General features: G+C 69.6%; 18 protein-coding genes. 7 read left to right on the forward strand and 11 right to left on the reverse strand.

The window, feature by feature from the left end; translation table 11 throughout:
• Positions 1-52: 52 nt before the first annotated feature.
• Positions 53-1,102: a M23 family metallopeptidase gene (locus ACQEVY_RS23995; RefSeq protein WP_432951540.1), complete on the forward strand. Its 1,050-nt coding sequence runs from the start codon at positions 53-55 to the stop codon at positions 1,100-1,102.
• Between the two features lie 21 nt (positions 1,103-1,123).
• Here ACQEVY_RS23995 and ACQEVY_RS24000 read toward each other — a convergent pair whose 3' ends face one another.
• Together ACQEVY_RS24000 and ACQEVY_RS24005 are read right to left on the reverse strand one after the other, a co-directional pair.
• Entirely contained in the window at positions 1,124-2,008 is an 885-nt protein-coding gene (locus ACQEVY_RS24000) for a Cof-type HAD-IIB family hydrolase (RefSeq protein WP_432955370.1), read from the reverse strand.
• Positions 2,009-2,078: 70 nt separating this feature from the next.
• The gene (locus tag ACQEVY_RS24005; RefSeq protein WP_432955371.1) at positions 2,079-2,663 is read right to left on the reverse strand and encodes an RNA 2'-phosphotransferase; all 585 of its coding nucleotides are present in this window, start codon (positions 2,661-2,663) and stop codon (positions 2,079-2,081) included.
• Between the two features lie 417 nt (positions 2,664-3,080).
• Here ACQEVY_RS24005 and ACQEVY_RS24010 point away from each other — a divergent pair, with 417 nt between their 5' ends.
• From ACQEVY_RS24010 to ACQEVY_RS24030, 5 genes are all read left to right on the forward strand, one after another.
• Positions 3,081-4,055 carry an ABC transporter ATP-binding protein gene (locus tag ACQEVY_RS24010; protein ID WP_432955373.1) on the forward strand — a complete coding sequence of 325 codons (975 nt, stop codon included), beginning with the start codon at positions 3,081-3,083 and terminating at the stop codon, positions 4,053-4,055.
• A complete protein-coding gene (locus tag ACQEVY_RS24015; protein ID WP_432951541.1) occupies positions 4,045-4,950 on the forward strand; it encodes an ABC transporter permease in 906 nt (301 codons plus the stop codon). The genes ACQEVY_RS24010 and ACQEVY_RS24015 overlap by 11 nt, the downstream gene beginning before the upstream one ends.
• A complete protein-coding gene (locus ACQEVY_RS24020) occupies positions 4,947-5,858 on the forward strand; it encodes an ABC transporter ATP-binding protein (RefSeq protein ID WP_432951542.1) in 912 nt (303 codons plus the stop codon). The genes ACQEVY_RS24015 and ACQEVY_RS24020 overlap by 4 nt, the downstream gene beginning before the upstream one ends.
• A 10-nt stretch (positions 5,859-5,868) precedes the next feature.
• Positions 5,869-6,588, forward strand: a complete 720-nt coding sequence (locus ACQEVY_RS24025) for an ABC transporter permease (protein WP_165338721.1) — start codon at positions 5,869-5,871, stop codon at positions 6,586-6,588.
• A 146-nt stretch (positions 6,589-6,734) separates the two neighbouring features.
• A complete protein-coding gene (locus ACQEVY_RS24030; RefSeq protein WP_432951543.1) occupies positions 6,735-6,971 on the forward strand; it encodes a hypothetical protein in 237 nt (78 codons plus the stop codon).
• 489 nt (positions 6,972-7,460) lie between these two features.
• Here ACQEVY_RS24030 and ACQEVY_RS24035 read toward each other — a convergent pair whose 3' ends face one another.
• The 9 genes from ACQEVY_RS24035 to ACQEVY_RS24075 form a co-directional block, all read right to left on the reverse strand.
• Positions 7,461-8,273: an HAD family hydrolase gene (locus ACQEVY_RS24035; RefSeq protein ID WP_432951544.1), complete on the reverse strand. Its 813-nt coding sequence runs from the start codon at positions 8,271-8,273 to the stop codon at positions 7,461-7,463.
• Positions 8,270-9,556 carry a serine--tRNA ligase gene (gene serS / locus ACQEVY_RS24040; protein WP_432951545.1) on the reverse strand — a complete coding sequence of 429 codons (1,287 nt, stop codon included), beginning with the start codon at positions 9,554-9,556 and terminating at the stop codon, positions 8,270-8,272. Before serS ends, ACQEVY_RS24035 begins: the two co-directional genes overlap by 4 nt.
• Before the next feature lie 562 nt (positions 9,557-10,118).
• Positions 10,119-11,051: a prephenate dehydratase gene (pheA, locus tag ACQEVY_RS24045; RefSeq protein ID WP_432951546.1), complete on the reverse strand. Its 933-nt coding sequence runs from the start codon at positions 11,049-11,051 to the stop codon at positions 10,119-10,121.
• Between the two features lie 70 nt (positions 11,052-11,121).
• Entirely contained in the window at positions 11,122-12,375 is a 1,254-nt protein-coding gene (efeB, locus tag ACQEVY_RS24050; RefSeq protein WP_432951547.1) for an iron uptake transporter deferrochelatase/peroxidase subunit, read from the reverse strand.
• Between the two features lie 8 nt (positions 12,376-12,383).
• Positions 12,384-14,282 (reverse strand): copper resistance CopC/CopD family protein, encoded by a 1,899-nt coding sequence (locus ACQEVY_RS24055; RefSeq protein WP_432951548.1) that lies wholly within the window; start codon positions 14,280-14,282, stop codon positions 12,384-12,386.
• 13 nt (positions 14,283-14,295) lie between these two features.
• Positions 14,296-14,778 carry a copper chaperone PCu(A)C gene (locus tag ACQEVY_RS24060; RefSeq protein WP_432951549.1) on the reverse strand — a complete coding sequence of 161 codons (483 nt, stop codon included), beginning with the start codon at positions 14,776-14,778 and terminating at the stop codon, positions 14,296-14,298.
• On the reverse strand, positions 14,775-15,428 hold the full coding sequence (locus ACQEVY_RS24065) for an SCO family protein (RefSeq protein ID WP_432951550.1): 654 nt from the start codon (positions 15,426-15,428) through the stop codon (positions 14,775-14,777). The genes ACQEVY_RS24060 and ACQEVY_RS24065 overlap by 4 nt, the downstream gene beginning before the upstream one ends.
• 93 nt (positions 15,429-15,521) lie before the next feature.
• Positions 15,522-16,271, reverse strand: a complete 750-nt coding sequence (locus ACQEVY_RS24070) for a YcnI family copper-binding membrane protein (protein WP_432951551.1) — start codon at positions 16,269-16,271, stop codon at positions 15,522-15,524.
• 118 nt (positions 16,272-16,389) lie between these two features.
• Positions 16,390-17,196, reverse strand: coding sequence for a hypothetical protein (locus ACQEVY_RS24075; protein WP_432951552.1), 807 nt, complete (start codon positions 17,194-17,196; stop codon positions 16,390-16,392).
• Positions 17,197-17,420: 224 nt separating this feature from the next.
• Here ACQEVY_RS24075 and ACQEVY_RS24080 point away from each other — a divergent pair, with 224 nt between their 5' ends.
• Positions 17,421-17,876 carry an ATP-binding protein gene (locus tag ACQEVY_RS24080; RefSeq protein ID WP_328770382.1) on the forward strand — a complete coding sequence of 152 codons (456 nt, stop codon included), beginning with the start codon at positions 17,421-17,423 and terminating at the stop codon, positions 17,874-17,876.
• Positions 17,877-17,921 lie beyond the last annotated feature (45 nt).

A 17,921-nucleotide genomic window follows, 5' to 3' on the forward strand; every position in this document is an offset into this window, starting at 1 on the left:
GGCGTACGACTTGAACAGGACCGCGGCTCCGGCGCGGGACACGATCCGTTGCATGCGCCCATCTCGCCGCCATCCCCTGCTCCTACCGGCGCTGCTGTGCGCGCTGGCCCTTCTGGCAGCCGGGCCCACTGCGGCCAAGGGCGACACCGGCGACACCGATGGCCTCAGCACCGAGGTGGTGCGGCTCTTCGAAGAGGCGTCCGCCGCGACGCGGAGGTACGAGGCAGGGCGCAGGGAGGCCGAGGTGCAGCGGGCCCGGGCGCAGCGGCTGGAGCGGCTTCTCGCAAGGGAGCGGCGGAACATCGCCGTACTGCACGGAGACCTCGGTCGGATCGCGCGCGAGCAGTACCGCAACGGCGGGGGGCTTCCGTACTCCGCGCAGTTGCTGCTCGCGGACAGCCCTGAGGAGTTGATGCGTGGGCAGCGTGCCGTGTGGCAGGCGGACCTGGCGGTCAACCACGCCGTCACCAAGAGCCGCCGCGCCGAGGCCCGGCTCGCCGCCGACGAGGCGAAGGCCGCGAAGGCCTGGCTGGCGCTGGAACGGCGAAATACACGGCTCGCCGAGATGAAGCAGAGGATCGAGCAGAAGCTCGAAGCGGCGCAGTCGACGCTTCAAGGGCAGGCGGACGCCTCGGTCGCGTCGGGTGCGTGCCGGGGCGCCGTCCGGCTCGACCAGCCGGAGACGGACTTCACGACGCAGTGGGTCGCGCCATTGGAGACGTACGAACTCTCCGCGGGCTTCGGCAGCGGTGGTGAGCACTGGGCGAGCCGGCACACGGGGCAGGACTTCGCGGTGGACATCGGCACGCCGGTGCGGTCGGTGGGCGAGGGGCGAGTGGTCAAGGTGTCGTGCGGCGGCCCGTTCGGCATCGAGGCCGTGGTGCGGCACGCCGGGGGCTACTACACGCAGTACGCGCATCTCGCGACGGTCGCCGTCGACCAGGGCGAGCGTGTGTCAGCCGGGCAGTGGATCGGCCAGTCGGGCACGAGCGGCAACTCGACCGGCCCGCATCTCCACTTCGAGGTGCGCCTGACGCCGTATCACGGCTCGGGTGTCGACCCGGTGGGGTGGCTGGCCGAGCGCGGGGTGCAGCTTTACTAGGAGAGAGTTGGCATCTCTCGACTAGGAGAGACCCAGCATCCGCTCGATCACGACGGCCACCCCGTCCTCGTTGTTGGCGACCGTGCGTCCGGAGGCCGCGGCGATCACGTCGGGGTGCGCGTTGCCCATCGCGTACGACATGCCTGCCCAGGTGAGCATTTCCACGTCGTTCGGCATGTCCCCGAAGGCGACGACCTCCTCATGCGAGATGCCGCGCTCGGCGCAGCACAGGGCGAGCGTGCTGGCCTTGGAGACGCCGGGGCCGCTGATCTCCAGCAGGGCGCTGGGGCTGGAACGGGTCACGCCTGCGCGGTCGCCGATGGCCAGGCGGGCGGTCATCAGGAAGTCGTCGGGGTCGATCTCGTGGTGGTACGCGAGAATCTTGAGTACCGGTTCGTCGGCGCTGGGACCGTCCGGCGCCAGGAGTTTTTCGGCGGGCGCGAGGTTGTCCGGGATCTCCATGTGCAGCTTCGGGTACGACGGTTCCTGGTGGAAGCCGTACGTCTGCTCGATGGCGAACACTGTTCCCGGCGCGGCCTCGCGGAGCAGTCGTACGGCATCGAGCGCGTTGTCCCGTGCCAACTCGCGGATCTTGACGAAGCGGTGGTTGCCGGCGCCGCCGTGCAGGTCGACCACGGCGGCGCCGTTCCCGCAGATGGCGAGGCCGTGGCCGTGGACGTGGTCGCTGACGACATCCATCCAGCGGGCGGGGCGGCCGGTCACGAAGAAGACCTCGATGCCGGCCTCTTCGGCGGCGGCCAGAGCGGCGACCGTGCGCTGCGAGACGGAGTGGTCGTCGCGCAGCAGGGTGCCGTCCAGATCCGTTGCGATCAGCCGGGGTGGAACGGTGGGGGCCGGAGTCTGGGGCCGGCGGGTCGCTGAGGTCACGCCGCCATTGTCCCGCAGATGCCCGCACGACCGTGCGACGGACCGCACATACGGGCCCATGCCGCCCAGGGCTTGCCGATGCGGCAGGTCAGTGCCGCTCGGGAAACCGCAGGTAGCGCGGGGGAACGGCGGTCGTGAGCCAGACGCCGTTGGCGCTGACCCGGAAGATATGGCCGTTGCGGTGCATGGCGGCGGCGTCCACGGAGAGCACGACGGGACGGCCGCGGCGGGCGCCGACGCGGGTCGCGGTCTCGCGATCCGGGGAGAGGTGCACGTCGTGCCGGTTCATGGGCCTCAGGCCCTCGGCGCGGATCGCGTCCAGGTTGCGGGCGACGGTCCCGTGATAGAGGTACGCGGGTGGTGTCGCCGGGGGCAGACCGAGGTCCACGTCGACGGAGTGGCCCTGGCTGGCGCGGATCCGGGTGCCCTCGATCGCGAAGCGCCGCTTGTCGTTGGTGGCCACCACGTGGTCGAGCTCGGCCCGCGTGAACCGGAAGCCGTGGGCTGCCGCCGCGGCCATCAGCGTCTCGATCTCGACCCAGCCGCCTTCGTCGAGCGTGAGCCCGATCCGGTCGGGTTGATGCCGCAGATGTTTCGAGAGGTACTTCGACACCTTCACGGTGCGGCGTTCATCGCTCTCGGAGTCGGTCCCGGAATCGATCTTCGCATCCATCTCCGCTTCTATCTCGTCATCGGTCTCGGATTCCTTCATGGCGCCAGGGTGCCTGGCGAGACGCTGATCACGCATTTTATTTGTGTGCGGAGGTTTGATCCACAGCCAAGTGCGTTATCCACAGGGCAAGTTGGCGTTACCTGTGGACAACTCTCCGTCGCTTTCCGTGTTTTCCTCAGCCCTCGCCTCACAGCGGTGGCCCTGTCCGTCCGATCGCACGCAGTGCCCTGGGTGTGAAACGGGCCATGTGGTGGGCTCCACGGGCCTAGGGAGTCACAGACACCACGGGACAACTGCCGTCCGTTGTTCGACCTCAGGGTGACCCTTACGGGCCCGTAATACCGGAGAGTGACACGGATACAGCTCCCTGGGGTGACGTCCTACTGTGGCCTGCGCCACTACCTTCGAATCGTGACTGTGATCGCGACCGAAAGCCTGAGCAAGCGGTTCCCGAGGGTAACCGCGCTTGACCGGCTCTCCGTGGACGTCGGGCCCGGTGTGACGGGACTCGTCGGAGCCAACGGAGCCGGCAAGTCCACACTGATCAAGATCCTGCTGGGTCTGTCCCCCGCCACCGAGGGCCGCGCCGAAGTGCTCGGCCTCGATGTCGCCACCAAGGGCGGCGACATCCGCGAGCGGGTCGGATACATGCCCGAGCACGACTGCCTGCCGCCCGATGTCTCGGCCACCGAGTTCGTCGTCCATATGGCGCGCATGTCCGGCCTGCCCCCTGCGGCGGCCCGCGAGCGCACCGCGGACACGCTGCGCCACGTCGGCCTCTACGAGGAGCGCTACCGCCCCATCGGCGGCTACTCGACCGGCATGAAGCAGCGCGTAAAACTCGCGCAGGCCCTCGTCCACGACCCCCAGCTGGTCTTCCTCGACGAGCCGACCAACGGCCTCGACCCGGTCGGCCGCGACGAGATGCTCGGCCTGATCCGCCGCATCCACACCGACTTCGGCATCTCGGTGCTGGTCACCTCGCACCTGCTGGGCGAGCTGGAGCGCACCTGCGACCACGTCGTCGTCATCGACGGCGGCAAGCTCCTGCGGGCCAGCTCCACCACGGACTTCACCCAGACCACGACGACCCTGGCGATCGAGGTCACCGACACCGACGACCACCCGGACGGCACCCGCGCGGTGCGCGAGGTGCTGCACGCGCGCGGAATCGACACCCACGACGGCAGCGGACTGCCGGGCGCCGGTCACATCCTGCTGCTCACGGCGGACGGCGAGGAGACGTACGACCTCGTACGCGACATCGTCGCCGACCTCGGCCTCGGCCTGGTCCGTATGGAACAGCGCAGGCACCACATCTCGGAGGTCTTCAAGGACGCCGACGACGCACGGGACGAAGAGCGGAAGGAGGCGGTCGGCCATGGCGGTTGAGCAGAGCCCGGCCCGGGCCGGGGAGCAGACCCGGATCCACAACATCGGCTACCGCAATTACGACGGCCCGCGCCTGGGCCGCGCCTACGCCCGCCGCTCGCTCTACTCGCAGTCCCTGCGCGGCGCGTACGGCCTCGGCCGCTCGGTGAAGTCCAAGGTGCTGCCGATGCTGCTCTTCGTGGTGATGTGCGTGCCCGCCGCCATCATGGTGGCCGTCGCCGTCGCCACCAAGGCGAAGGACCTGCCGGTCGACTACACGCAGTACGCGATCTTCCTGCAGGCGGTCATCGGCTTGTACGTGGCCTCGCAGGCACCGCAGTCCGTGTCGCGCGATCTGCGCTTCAAGACCGTGCCGCTGTACTTCTCGCGGCCCATCGAGACCGCCGACTATGTGCGCGCCAAGTACGCGTCGCTGGCCTCGGCGATGTTCATCCTCACCGCCGCACCCCTGGTCGTGCTCTATGTGGGCGCACTGCTGGCCAAGCTCGACTTCTCCGACCAGACCAAGGGTTTCGCTCAAGGGCTCGTCTCCGTGGCACTGCTCTCACTACTCTTCGCCGGCATCGGCCTGGTCATCTCGGCGGTCACCCCGCGCCGCGGCTTCGGCATCGCGGCCGTCATCGCCACGCTGACCATCTCCTACGGGGCGGTGTCCACCGTCCAGGCCATCGCATTCGACCAGAACAGCACCGACGCGATCGCTTGGCTCGGCCTCTTCTCGCCCATCACGCTCATCGACGGAGTACAGACCGCCTTCCTCGGCGCCACCTCCTCCTTCCCCGGAGAAGTGGGCCCCTCGAGCGGCGAGGGCGTCGTCTATCTCCTCGTTGTCCTGGGCCTCATCGCCGGCTGCTACGGCCTCCTGATGCGCCGCTACCGAAAGGTCGGACTGTGACCACGCTCAACATCGACCACGTATCACGCTGGTTCGGCAACGTGGTCGCCGTCAACGACATCACCATGACGATCGGCCCCGGCGTCACCGGCCTGCTCGGCCCGAACGGCGCGGGAAAGTCCACCCTCATCAACATGATGGGCGGCTTCCTCGCCCCCTCCACAGGCTCCGTCACACTCGACGGCCAGGCGGTCTGGCGCAACGAACAGATCTACCGGCAGATCGGCATCGTCCCCGAGCGCGAGGCGATGTACGACTTCCTCACCGGCCGCGAATTCGTCGTCGCCAACGCCGAGTTGCACGGCCTCGGCAAGAAGGCCGCCCAGAAGGCCCTCGCCACGGTCGAGATGGAGTACGCGCAGGACCGGAAGATCTCGACGTACTCCAAGGGCATGCGGCAGCGCGTGAAAATGGCCTCCGCCCTCGTCCACGAACCGTCCCTGCTGCTGCTCGACGAGCCCTTCAACGGCATGGACCCACGCCAGCGCATGCAGCTGATGGATCTGTTGCGACGCATGGGCGACGAGGGCCGTACGGTGCTGTTCTCGTCGCACATCCTCGAAGAGGTCGAACAACTCGCCTCGCACATCGAGGTGATCGTCGCCGGACGGCACGCAGCGAGCGGTGACTTCCGGCGCATCCGGCGTCTGATGACCGACCGCCCGCACCGTTACCTCGTGCGCTCCAGCGACGACCGCGCGCTCGCGGCCGCGCTCATCGCGGACCCGTCGACCTCGGGCATCGAAGTGGACCTCCAGGAGGGCGCGTTGCGCATCCAGGCGGTCGACTTCGGGCGCTTCACGGCACTGCTGCCGCGGGTGGCCAGGGACCACGGCATCCGCCTGCTGGCGGTCTCGCCCTCGGACGAGTCGCTCGAGTCCGTCTTCTCGTATCTCGTAGCGGCGTAGGAGGCCGAAGATGTACGACCCCACAGTCGCCCGGCTCACCTACCGTGGCCTGCTCGGCCGCCGCCGGGCCCTCATCCTTGGCGCGCTGCCCGTCCTGCTGATCGTGATCTCCGTGGCGGTCCGTGCCTTCACCGGCACCGACGATCAGGTGGCCGCCGACGTCCTCGGCGGGTTCGCGCTCGCCACGATGGTGCCGATCATCGGTGTCATCGCCGGTACGGGCGCGATCGGGCCGGAGATCGACGACGGCTCGGTGGTGTATCTGCTCGCCAAGCCGATCAAGCGCCCCACGATCATCTTCACCAAGCTGATCGTCGCCATCGCGGTGACCATGGCGTTCTCCGCGATCCCGACGTTCCTCGCCGGGATGATCCTGAACGGCAACGGTCAGCAGATCGCCGTCGCGTACACCGTGGCCGCGCTGGTCGCCTCCATCGCGTACGCCGCCCTCTTCCTGCTGCTCGGCACGATCACCCGGCACGCGGTGGTCTTCGGGCTCGTCTACGCCCTCGTCTGGGAGGCCCTCTTCGGGTCCCTGGTGGCCGGGGCGCGCACGCTCAGTGTTCAGCAGTGGTCGCTCGCCGTGGCCCACGAGGTCACGGGCGGGGACCTCGTCACCTCCGATGTGGGTCTGGCGACGGGGACGGTGCTGCTGATCGCGGTGACCGTGGTCGCCACATGGTTCGCGGGGCAGAAGCTGCGGACGCTGACGCTGGCCGGCGAGGAGTAGGCGCTCCGGGGAGTCGGGGCGGCTCCACGCGCGCGTGCTCGCAGTTGGGGTGCACGCGCGCGTGGGGCCTCTTTTGATCTTGAGATTGGTTTTACGGGGGCAACGGCACACTTGTCCAAAGGGATGCACGGCAAGGAGGAACGGGGATGGCAAGGCAGGCACCGCGAAGCGACGGTCAGGGGGAGTCCGAGGACACCTGGGACGACCTCGTCCTGGACGCGGACTTCATACGGTCCGCCGAGACGGCCGAGCCGTCGGCGCGCGCCCGTATGCTCGCGGCCCGCTGGCGCAAGGGAGGTCCCGAACCGCAGCCCTGGCGGTCCGACGAGCCGCCCGCGGGCTGGTTCTTCAGCAAGGCGCGACGACGCAGGTGGCGCCGCTGAGCGCTCCGCTGGTCAGGCGGGTTGAACACTGCGGGTTCGTTGTGGCTGGTCGCGCAGTTCCCCGCGCCCCTTTCGGGCCTACGGCCCTCAAACGGGGCGCGGTTCTGCACCGGACTTCGGCAAGTCCGCTCAGCCGTTCCTGGGCTCCCTGCCCGGAGTGCCCTTGTACCGGAGCGCTCCTTTATTCGGTGGCGCCCAACTCGGCGTACGGGCAGAGTAGTTATGTCCAGGTCGCCGGGTTCCTCCGGTGCCGCAATCTGGGAGAGGAGCGCGACGATGCCCATCAGTAGCAGTCCGTCGAGCTCCCGACAGGGCAGCCCGCGGCGCACTCCGGAGTAGCTACCTCTCCGTCGAGTGCGCCCCGCACGGGGAGCTGCCCGGGGCGGCCGCTTCGAGCGCGCATATCGCGCGGGCCGCCCCTCCCGACATTGCCGCAACGCTGCCGCTGTGACCCGCCCTACGCCAGGTCACAGCGGCAGCGTTGCGCGCTCAGCCCAGCAAGCGCTCCAGTACCACCGCGATCCCGTCCTCCTCGTTGGACAGGGTCATCTCGTCGGCGACCGCCTTGAGTTCCTCATGGGCGTTGGCCATGGCCACGCCGTGCGCGGACCAGTCGAACATCGGGATGTCGTTGGGCATGTCGCCGAAGGCGATCGTGTCGGCGGCCTTGACGCCTAGACGGCGGGCCGCGAGCGAGAGGCCTGTGGCCTTGGAGAGACCGAGGGGGAGGAGCTCGACGATGCCCTCGCCCGCCATGGTGATGGACACCAGACCGCCCACCGCCTGACGTGCCGCGTCCGCGAGTTCGTCGTCGGTCAGACGCGGGTGCTGGATGTACAGCTTCGTCAGCGGCTCGGCCCACAGTTCCGTGCGGTCGGTGAACGGGACGGACTGCAGCTGTCCCTGGACCCGGTAACCCGGGCCGATCAGGACGTCGCCGTCGAGGCCGTCACGGCTCGCGGCCAGGGCCAGCGGACCGACCTCCGCCTCGATCTTGGCGAGCGCCAGGCCGGCCAGCTGCCGGTCGAGGGTGAGCGTGGTGAGCAGGCGGTGCGCCCCCGCGTCGTACACCTGCGCGCCCTGGGCGCACACCGCGATCCCGTCGTACCCGAGTTCGTCGAGGATATGGCGGGTCCAGGGCGCCGCCCGCCCGGTGACGACGATGTGCGCGGCGCCCGCCGCGGTGGCCGCGGCGAGCGCCTCACGGGTGCGCTCCGAGACCGTGTCGTCGGAGCGCAGCAGCGTTCCGTCGAGGTCGGTCGCGACGAGCTTGTACGGGAAGGCGGGAGCGGAGTCGCTCACTTGGCGGCCTTGGCGACCGGCTCCAGGATCTCCCGGCCACCGAGGAACGGCCGCAGCACCTCTGGCACGCGTACGGAGCCGTCGGCCTGCTGATGGTTCTCCAGGATCGCCACGATCGTGCGCGGTACGGCGCACAGCGTGCCGTTCAGCGTCGCGAGCGGCTTCACCGTCTTGCCGTCACGCATGCGGATCGCCAGGCGCCGCGACTGGAACTCCGTGCAGTCCGAAGTCGAGGTCAGCTCGCGGTACTTGCCCTGGGTGGGGATCCACGCCTCGCAGTCGAACTTACGGGCCGCCGAGGATCCCAGGTCGGCCGAAGCCACGTCGATCACCCGGAACGGCAGCTCCAGCGAGGTCAGCCACTGCTTCTCCCAGTCCAGCAGGCGCTGGTGCTCGGCCGCCGAGTCCGCCGGGTCGACGTACGAGAACATCTCGACCTTGTCGAACTGGTGCACCCGGAAGATGCCGCGTGTGTCCTTGCCGTGCGAACCGGCCTCGCGGCGGAAGCACGGCGAGAAGCCCGCGTAGCGCAGCGGGAGGCGGTCGCCGTCGATGATCTCGTCCATGTGGTACGCGGCGAGCGCCACCTCGGAGGTGCCGACCAGGTACAGGTCGTCATTGTCCAAGCGGTACACGTCCTGCGCGGCCTGGCCGAGGAACCCCGTACCGGCCATGGCCTGTGGACGGACCAGCGCCGGAGTCAGCATCGGTGTGAAGCCGGCGGCCGTGGCCTGCGCCATCGCCGCGTTCACCAGCGCGAGTTCCAGCAGGGCGCCCACGCCGGTGAGGAAGTAGAAGCGCGAGCCGGAGACCTTGGCGCCGCGCTCGACGTCGATCGCGCCGAGCGTCGTGCCGAGCTCCAGGTGGTCCTTCGGCTCGAAGCCCTCGGCCGCGAAGTCACGGATCGTGCCGTGCGTCTCCAGCGTGACGAAGTCCTCCTCGCCGCCGACCGGGACGTCGGGATGCACGAGGTTGCCCAGCCGGAGCAGCAGCTCCTGGGTTTCGGCCGCGGCCTCGTCCTGCGCCGCGTCTGCCGCCTTGACGTCGGCGGCGAGCTGGCCCGCCTTCTTCAGGAGCTCGGCCTTCTCGTCGCCGGAAGCCTTGGGGATGAGCTTGCCGAGTGCCTTCTGCTCGGCGCGCAGCTCGTCGAAGCGGAGGCCGGACGACCTGCGCCGCTCGTCGGCGGAGAGCAGGGCGTCGACGAGCGCGACGTCCTCTCCACGGGCGCGCTGCGACGCACGCACACGGTCGGGGTCCTCACGGAGCAGGCGAAGGTCAATCACCCCTCAAGGCTACCGGTGCGGTGTTCGGGCCCACGACCCGGTATTCCGATCTGTCGCCGCTGACCGTTATGCGAGAGTTGATCATCTATGTCAATGAAAGGGGCTCAAATCCCTTGAATGGGGCAGTGACGGTTCCGCGCATTGACCTGATTTCCTTGCGGGGAGCGGGACTTGGGTCGTGGGTTGTCCACAGGGGCCCGCACCCCTCGGAAAGTTATCCACAGGCTGTGCGAAAGATCTGTGGACTTCGGAGATGACCGTTCCGAAAGCGGCATACGGGGGCGAAAACCCCCCGAGCCTGACCCGCCCTCCGTCCCCTTTCGGGTGGAAATGGTTCGCTCCAAAGGGTGGATTGAGGGAAACGGGTAGACGAAGCCTGACCTGGCGTGCTGTGGCCTAGTTGGGGATCGAAGGGCGATTTGTCGACTGCATCGCGCCTCGTTGTCGACTTGTCCCCAGGTCGAGAACGGACCCTGTGGATAACTTCTGTGGATGAAGAAGAGCGGCTGGTAGGACCGGCTTGGACCGGACACGGACCAGGCATGGACCCGGCGTGGACCCGCTAGAAACGGCCGTCCTGGCAGCGCGCCAGCCAGTCCGAGGCAGCCGCGAACTCGCCGTCGGACGTCCCCGCCCCCGGTGTGCGTACGTCCTGGAGGTCGACCTCGGCCCGCGGATAGGACCCGAGGAACCGCACCTGCGGACACCTTCGCTTGAGGCCCATCAGTGCCTCGCCCACCCGGCGGTCCGCGATGTGGCCCTCGGCGTCGATGGCGAAGCAGTAGTTGCCGATGCCCTCACCGGTCGGCCGGGACTGCAGCAGCATCAGGTTGACGCCGCGTACGGCGAACTCCTGGAGCAGTTCGAGCAGGGCGCCCGGGTGGTCGTCGCGCTGCCAGACGACCACGGACGTCTTGTCCGCGCCGCTCGGTGCCGCGGGCCGGGCGGGCTTGCCCACCAGCACGAACCGGGTCTGCGCGTTCTCCGCGTCGTGGATCCCGGTCTCCAGCGGCACCAGGCCGTACTTCTGGGCCGCGAACTCACCCGCGAAGGCCGCGTCGTAGCGCCCCTCCTGCACCAGGCGCGCGCCGTCCGCGTTCGAGGCCGCCGACTCCCAGATCACGTCCGGGAGGTTGTTCTTCATCCAGATACGCACCTGCGGCTGGGCGGCCGGGTGCGCGGTCACCGTCTTGATCTCCGAGAGCTTGGTGCCCGGCCTGACCAGCAGTGCGAAGGTGATCGAGAGCAGCACCTCGCGGTAGATCATCAGCGGCTCACCGGCGACGAGTTCGTCGAGGGTCGTGGTGATGCCGCCTTCGACGGAGTTCTCGATCGGGACGAAAGCCGCCTCGGCCTCACCGCCTCGGACCGCGTCGAGCGCGGCGGGTACGGACACCATCGGGACGAGTTCCCGGGTGGCGGTCTCCGGGAGTGTGCGCAGGGCGACTTCGGTGAAGGTGCCCTCGGGGCCGAGATACGCGTAGCTGGCTGGCATGGCCTCACCCTAATGGGCCGTACGCGGCCGGGGCTCACGCTTCTGGTCCCGGCCGCCCCAAGGGCTTTTCTCACCCCTCCAGCAACCGCTGCCCCACGTACTCCCCTTCTGCCGCCCCGCCCGGCACCGCGAAAAGCCCGCTCGCCTCGTGCCGGATGAACGCCGACAGTGCGTCCCCCCGGTCGAGCTTGCGCTGCACCGGTACGAAGCCGCGCAGGGGGTCGGCCTGCCAGCAGACGAAGAGCAGGCCCGCGTCCGGTACGCCGTCCGCGTCGAAGCCGTCGTGGAAGGAGAACGGCCGGCGCAGCATGGCGGCGCCGCCGTTCTGGTCGGGGCGTGTGATGCGGGCGTGCGCGTTGATCGGGATGATGAGCTTGCCGGAGGCGTCCGTCTTCTCCAGCTCGGGCTCGGTGGTCTCGGTGCCGCCGGTCAGCGGTGCCCCGTCCGATTTGCGCCGCCCGATGACGTCCTCCTGGTCCTTGAGCGGGAGCTTCTCCCAGTCGTCGAGGAGCATGCGGATACGGCGTACGACGGCGTAGGAGCCCCCGGCCATCCATGCGGGCTCGCCCGCATCGGGTACGAAGATCCGCTGGTCGAAGTTCGCTTCGGACGGCTTGGGATTGCGGGTGCCGTCGATCTGGCCCATCAGGTTGCGGGCCGTCATCGGCTGGGCGGTGGCGCCCGGCGAGCGGTTGAAGCCGTTCATCTGCCAGCGGACCCGGGCCGCCGAGCCGGCGTCCTTCTGGATCGCGCGCAGGGCGTGGAAGGCGACAAGGGCGTCGTTCGCGCCGATCTGCACCCACAGGTCGCCGTCACTGCGCGCCTTGTCGAGCTGGTCCGAGGAGAAGTCGGGCAGCGGGTCGAGGGCGACGGGTCGCTGCTTCTCCAGTCCCGTACGGGAGAAGAAGCTGTGCCCGAAGCCGATGGTGACGGTCAGGGACGAGGGGCCCGCGTCCCGTGCGACAGCCGTGTCCTCGCTGCCGGCCGCTTCGCCCGCCATCAGCCGCTGGGCCGTGGCGGACCAGCGGCGCAGCAGCGCGGCCGCCTCCCTGCGGCCCGTACCCCCCGCCAGGTCGAAGGCGACGAGGTGGCCGCGTGCCTGGAGGGCGGTGGTGATGCCCGGCTGATGTTTCCCGTGAAACATCACCTCGTCCGCGCCCACCGCGCTGAGGGGCACGGCCTGGTCGTCGGAGGGCGCCGCGACGTAACCCGCGGCCCCGCCCGCCGCACCGAGTGCGAGCCCCGTGGCACCGGCGGTACCGAGCAGCCGCCGCCGCGAGATGACCCCCTTGGGAGAGGTCTCCGGAGTGGACTGTTCAGCCATGGTGTCGTTCAGCCGATCTGCGCGTTCTTGTCGACGGTCACCTGGTCGATGTCGGAGGTCCGGACGGTGACCTCGATGTTCCAGTTGCCCGTCATGGGGATCTGCACCCCGGTCGCCGTCCAGTGTCCGGTGGCGATGCGGTCGGGGACCACGGACAGTGGGCCGATGTCCTTTTCCTCAAGGGTGAGGGCGACCTTGACCTCGGGGATGTCGAAGGCCCTGCCGTTGGGCCGCTCTACGTAGACATGCATGTCGTTGCCGCCGACACGAGCCGGGTCGAGTTCGAGCCGTGCGATGCCCTTGCCGTCCTGGCCGCCCGTGTCGAACGGCATCTCCAGGGACAGCGCCGCGCTCTCCGGCTGCGAGGCGGCGGCGGTCGCGGCCTTGGCATCCTCGACCGTGCGACCGGGTTCGGCGGAGGTCAGCGCGGTCGTCACGGCGAGCACGACCACGGCGACACCCGCCTCGGCGAGCACCGAGCGGCGCAGGCCCGAGCGTCGCGGGTCGGCGTCGCGGGCGCGCTTCTCGCGGGCGGTGACCACGGCGGCCCGCTGCCGGGCCAGTTGGGCCGCACGCTTACGGTCGCCGCCGCCCACCTGCGCGGCGGCCGGCTCCTTCTCGTCCGTACGCTCCTCGGCATCTTCCGACTCTTCTGAGTCATCGCTGTCCTGCACGGCTTCCGGTGCCGACGTCAGCCGGGCGGTCCAGCGCCGGGAGATCCATGCGATGCCGACGAGTACGGCCACCAGTCCGATCTTGACGAGCAGGAGCTGCCCGTACGACGTACCGGTGAGCGCCGACCAGGAGCCGAGCTGCCGCCACGACTGGTAGATCCCGGTCGCGGCGAGGACGGCCACGCTGCCGAACGCGACGCCGGAGAAGCGGCGTACGGCGGACGCCTCGATCGACGGGGCGCGGTAGAGCGCCACCAGCAGTGCCGACAGGCCACCCAGCCAGGCGGCGACGGCCAGCAGATGCAGGACGTCGACGGGCATCGCGATCCCGGTCTGGATGCCGGTCGAGGCGTGCTCGGCCAGCGCCCAGGTCGCGGCCAGACCCGCCGCCACGACGAACCCGCCGACGGCAAGGCCGAAGGTGAGGTCCTGCCTCTCCTTCTCGTCCTCGCGCTTCTCGAAGGCTCCGAAGAGTACGGCGATGAACAGCGCGCCTGCGGCGAGCAGCAGCAGTCGCGAGACCAGCGCCGCACCCGTCTTGGTCTCCAGCACCTGGCTGAGCAGACTCAGGTCGAAGATGTCCCCGACCTTCCCGGAGCCGGCGTAGGAGCCGCGCAGCAGCAGCATGGCGAGCGTGGCCGCGGTGAGCGCGATCCACCCGGAGACCACGAGGCGCTGCACCGGACGCACCCCGGCACCGCGCTGCCAGCAGGCGAGCACAAAGGCGGCGCCGCCGACGAAGAGGGTGAATCCCGCGTACGCCACATAGCGCGCGAAACCGTAGAGTCCGCCCACGACTCCGCCGCCCGCCTCCTGGTCGGACAGCGCGACGGAGGTCTTCGAGGGCGCACCCACGGAGAAGGTGAAGGCCCCCGAGACGGGGTGGCTGTCCGCCGACACCACCTGGTAGACGACGGTGAACGTGCCGTCGGGCAGGCCTTCGTGCAGATTCACGGCGTACGTGTTGCTGCCCAGCTCGGTGGTCTTGCCCTCGTCGACCTGCTTGCCCTTCGGATCCAGGACACGCACCGAGCCGTCGGACATCGCGACCTTCTCGGAGAAGGTCAGCGACACCTGGGAGGGCGCCTGCTCGACCACCGCTCCCTGCTGCGGGTCGCTCCCGGTCAGCGCGGCGTGCGCCGAGACGGGCGCAGCCTGGGCGAACAGCGCGCCGGTGACGGCGAGGAGCAGCAACAACAGGATCCGTGCGCGGGGAGCGATGGCCTGCCTCACGGTGGTCCCTCCCTCAGTGATGCGACGTCGACGAGGAATGCGCGGACGTCGGTTGGTACGTGGCGGACTTCACCGGCATCTCGACCGTGATCGGGTCGGTCTTGGTGAAGCGCAGCTTCACGGACACCGTCTCGCCCTCCTTGGGCCTGTGCTTCAGCTTCTCGAACATCAGGTGGTTGCTGCCGCTCTCGAGGACGAGCCGGCCGCCCGCGGGGATCTCCAGCGGGCCGGCTTCCTTCATCTTCTGGCCGGACGTCTGGTGGACGGTGACGTCCCCGGCGATGTCGCTGGTGGCGGAGACGAGGTCGTCGGAGCTGTCGCTCTCGTTGACGACGGTCAGGTAACCGGCCGCCAGGGAGTCCGTGACCGGCTGGGGCATGTAGGCGGCCCGGACCGACAGATCGGGGGCCGCGTCGGCGCCGTCGGCCGAGCCGCCGCAGCCCGCGAGGGTCAGACAGCCCGCCATGACGAGGGTCGGCACGATGGGACGCCTCACGGCGTCTGCCCCTTGATCAGCTTGGGCAGGTCCTTGGTGTAGTCGTCGACGGTGGCGTCCTCTCCGTACAGCACATAGCCGGCGTCGGTCTTCGGCGAGAACGCGACGACCTGGGTGCCGTGCTCCGAGACGACCTTGCCGCTCTTGTCCTTCGTGGGCGGGTCGATGGAGATGCCGAGCTGCCGGGCGCCCGCCTGGATCGTGGAGAAGGAGCCGGTCAGGCCCACGGCGGCCGGGTCGATGCCCTTGAGCCACTTGCCGAGCTCGGCGGGCGTGTCCCGCTCCGGGTCGGTGGTGACGAACACGATGCGGAGCTTGTCCTGCTCGGCCTTGGGCAGCTGCTTCTTGGCGACGGCGACGTTGTTCATCGTCAGCGGGCAGACGTCGGGGCAGTTGGTGTAGCCGAAGTAGATCAGCGTCGGCTGTCCCTTGGTCGCCTCGCGGAGGTCGTACGACTTGCCCTGCGTGTCGGTGAGGACGAGGTCCGGCTTCTCGAAGGGCTTGTCGAGGACCGTCGCGGCCTTCTCGGAGCCGGTCTCGGCGGACACCTCGGCGACGGGCGAGCTGCTGCTGTTGTCGCTGCTGCCGCAGGCGGTCAGGGTCAGTGCGGCCGCGGCGGCCAGGGCGGCGGCGAACGTCTTCTTGCGCATAGAAAAAGGTCCCAGATGTGAGAGCTGCGGCCCGCACCGGGGTCGTACGGCGCTGTACGACCCCGAGGGCACGCACCGGAGTTGTCTTGGGCTTCAGGCGTCGGAACGCCGGCGACCGGCCAGAACGCCGTACGCCACGCCCGCCGCGCCGACGACGATGCCCACGATGCCCAGAACGCGGGCCGTGGTGTCGCTGGTGTCGGAGGAAGAGGCGGCGGCGTCCTCAGTCGTCTCGTTGGAGGCGGCCTCAGCGTCTTCGCCCTCGCCGGATCCGCTGTCGGATGCCGACGAGCCGTGGTGGCCGTCTTCGGCGGCGGACAGCGCGAGCACCGGCGCCGGGCTCTCGGGCTCCTCCTGGCCCTCCTGAGGTACCTCGATCCAGCGCACGACCTCCTTGTTGGAGTAGGTCTGGAGCGCCTTGAACACCAGCTCATCGGCGTCCTCGGGCAGCGCACCCATGGACACCGGGAACTGCTGGAAGTAGCCGGGCTCGATGCCCTTGCCGTCGGCGGTCCAGGTGACCTTGCTGACGGCCTCGTTGATCTTCTCGCCGTGCAGTTCTACGGGCTTGGCGAGCTTGGACTTGGTGACCTCGACCTTCCAGCCGTCTACGGGCGCCGGCATGACCGAGGCGAGCGGGTGCTCGGTCGGGAAGGTCACTTCGAGCTTGGTGGTCGAGGCGTTGTCGCGCTCGTTCGGCACCTTGAAGTTGACCGTCGCGTAGCCGCCCTTGGCGGCCGTGCCCTCCGGGTGCACGGTGACGTGCGCGAAGGCGGGGGCGGACAGAACGAGGACGGCCGAGGCGGCGACGCCACCGGCGGCGGCGATACGGGAAGCCTTCATGGCAGGGAGTACTCCACTTTCAGCAGTGGTTCGGTGAAAGAACGGGGTTGCGCACACGAAAAGACGGGCACGCGCGCGTGCCGCATGACAGCACCCCTAGGAGTGGTGGTGCGTCGCGTCAGGCGGCGAGGACGAGGTCCGCGTCCGACGGCGGCCCGCGTCTGATCACCGAGTGCTGAAGAACGGTCGTACGGGGGACCGGCGGCCCGAGCTGCGTCGCGCGCGGTGCGCAGGGCGCCGCCTCGGGCGCACCCGGAAGCCCCGCCAGCAGGGCCCGTACGAGCGCCAGGGCCCGGCGCAGCGCGTGGGCCGGCCCCTCCCCGTGCGCCGACAGCCGCATCAGGCGCCGAAGCGCCAGGTCCCCGTGGCGCAGCAGCCACCCGGCGGCGACGCCCGCGAGAACGTGCCCGAGCAGCATGGGCAGCGAGGGCAGTAGCGACACCGAGGTGTCCGCGGCGGCCGTAATGGCGTCCCCGGAGTGGTGGTGCGCCGAACTCCCCGGGCTGGTGCTCGCGTCGGGGTCGATCCCCGCGTCGGCGAGGATCAGCCGGGCCTGCGCCGGGCTGATCGCCGCGACGGACGTGCCGCACACGATCCGCGCGGCCCGCGCCACGAGCGAGGCGTCCGCGTTCCCGGGCGCCACCGCCGTGCCGTGCTGGCCGAGCGCGAAGAGGGTGTGCAGCGCGGTCTGGCCGACCACCAACAGCACGGCGATGCCCGGCAGCGAGCGCTCACGCCCGGCGAGCGGCGCCGCGACGGCGAAGACGGCGAGGAATCCGGTGCCCAGCGACCACAGCGGAATGCCCTCACAGGATGCGATCACGTGCCCGGCCCCGGCCAGCACGACGCAGACCGCGGCGAACATCGCGGCCCTCGGAACCCGGAGATCACCTCCGGTGCGTGCGCGTAGTCGGGGGGCACTCATTGCGGGCTCATCATCGCACCGGGCCCACGCGCTCCACACAGCAGGTCCGCAAGGTTCCGTACGGCCCGGAAGATCACGTTCTGGCGGGAGACGCCCTCATCTACACCGATCGCAACCGGCGGAACATCCGCCGTATGGGCGGCATCACGTCAATCTCGCGCTTACAGACCGCCCCTTGGGGCAATACGTAACGGTATGTCGAGCCGCGGCCAGGAGGCGGGAGCATGAGCATCTGGTGGTCCCTCCATCTCCGGCGCGAAGCCGCGAGCGTCCCGCTCGCCCGACGTCTCCTGATGGGCACGATGGAGACCGCGGGGGTGGATCCGGATATCTCGTACGACCTCTCCGTCGCCCTGAGCGAAGCCTGCGCCAATGCCGTCGAGCACGGAGGTGAATCCTCCGAAGGACAGCAGGCCGAGGCCTTCCGGGTCACCGCCTACCTTGACGGCGAGAAGTGCCGCATCGAAGTGGCCGACTCCGGCCCCGGCTTCCCCTCCGCACGCAGGCGCGCTCCCCTTCGGCCCGCGCCCAGTGATGCCGAGCACGGCCGAGGCCTGTGCCTGATCGAGGAGCTCGCCGACCACGTGCAGATCGGCAACAAGCCGGGCCGGGGCGGCGCGGTGGTCAGCTTCGACAAGATCCTCAAGTGGAGGAAGGACGCTCCGCTGGTGGCGGTGTAGTGCTGCTGAAGGTGAGCCGGGGCGCTGTTTCACGTGAAACAGCGC

The sequence above is a fragment of the Streptomyces sp. CA-288835 genome (genome assembly GCF_050936385.1).
In the GTDB taxonomy this organism is placed as follows: Bacteria; Actinomycetota; Actinomycetes; order Streptomycetales; family Streptomycetaceae; genus Streptomyces.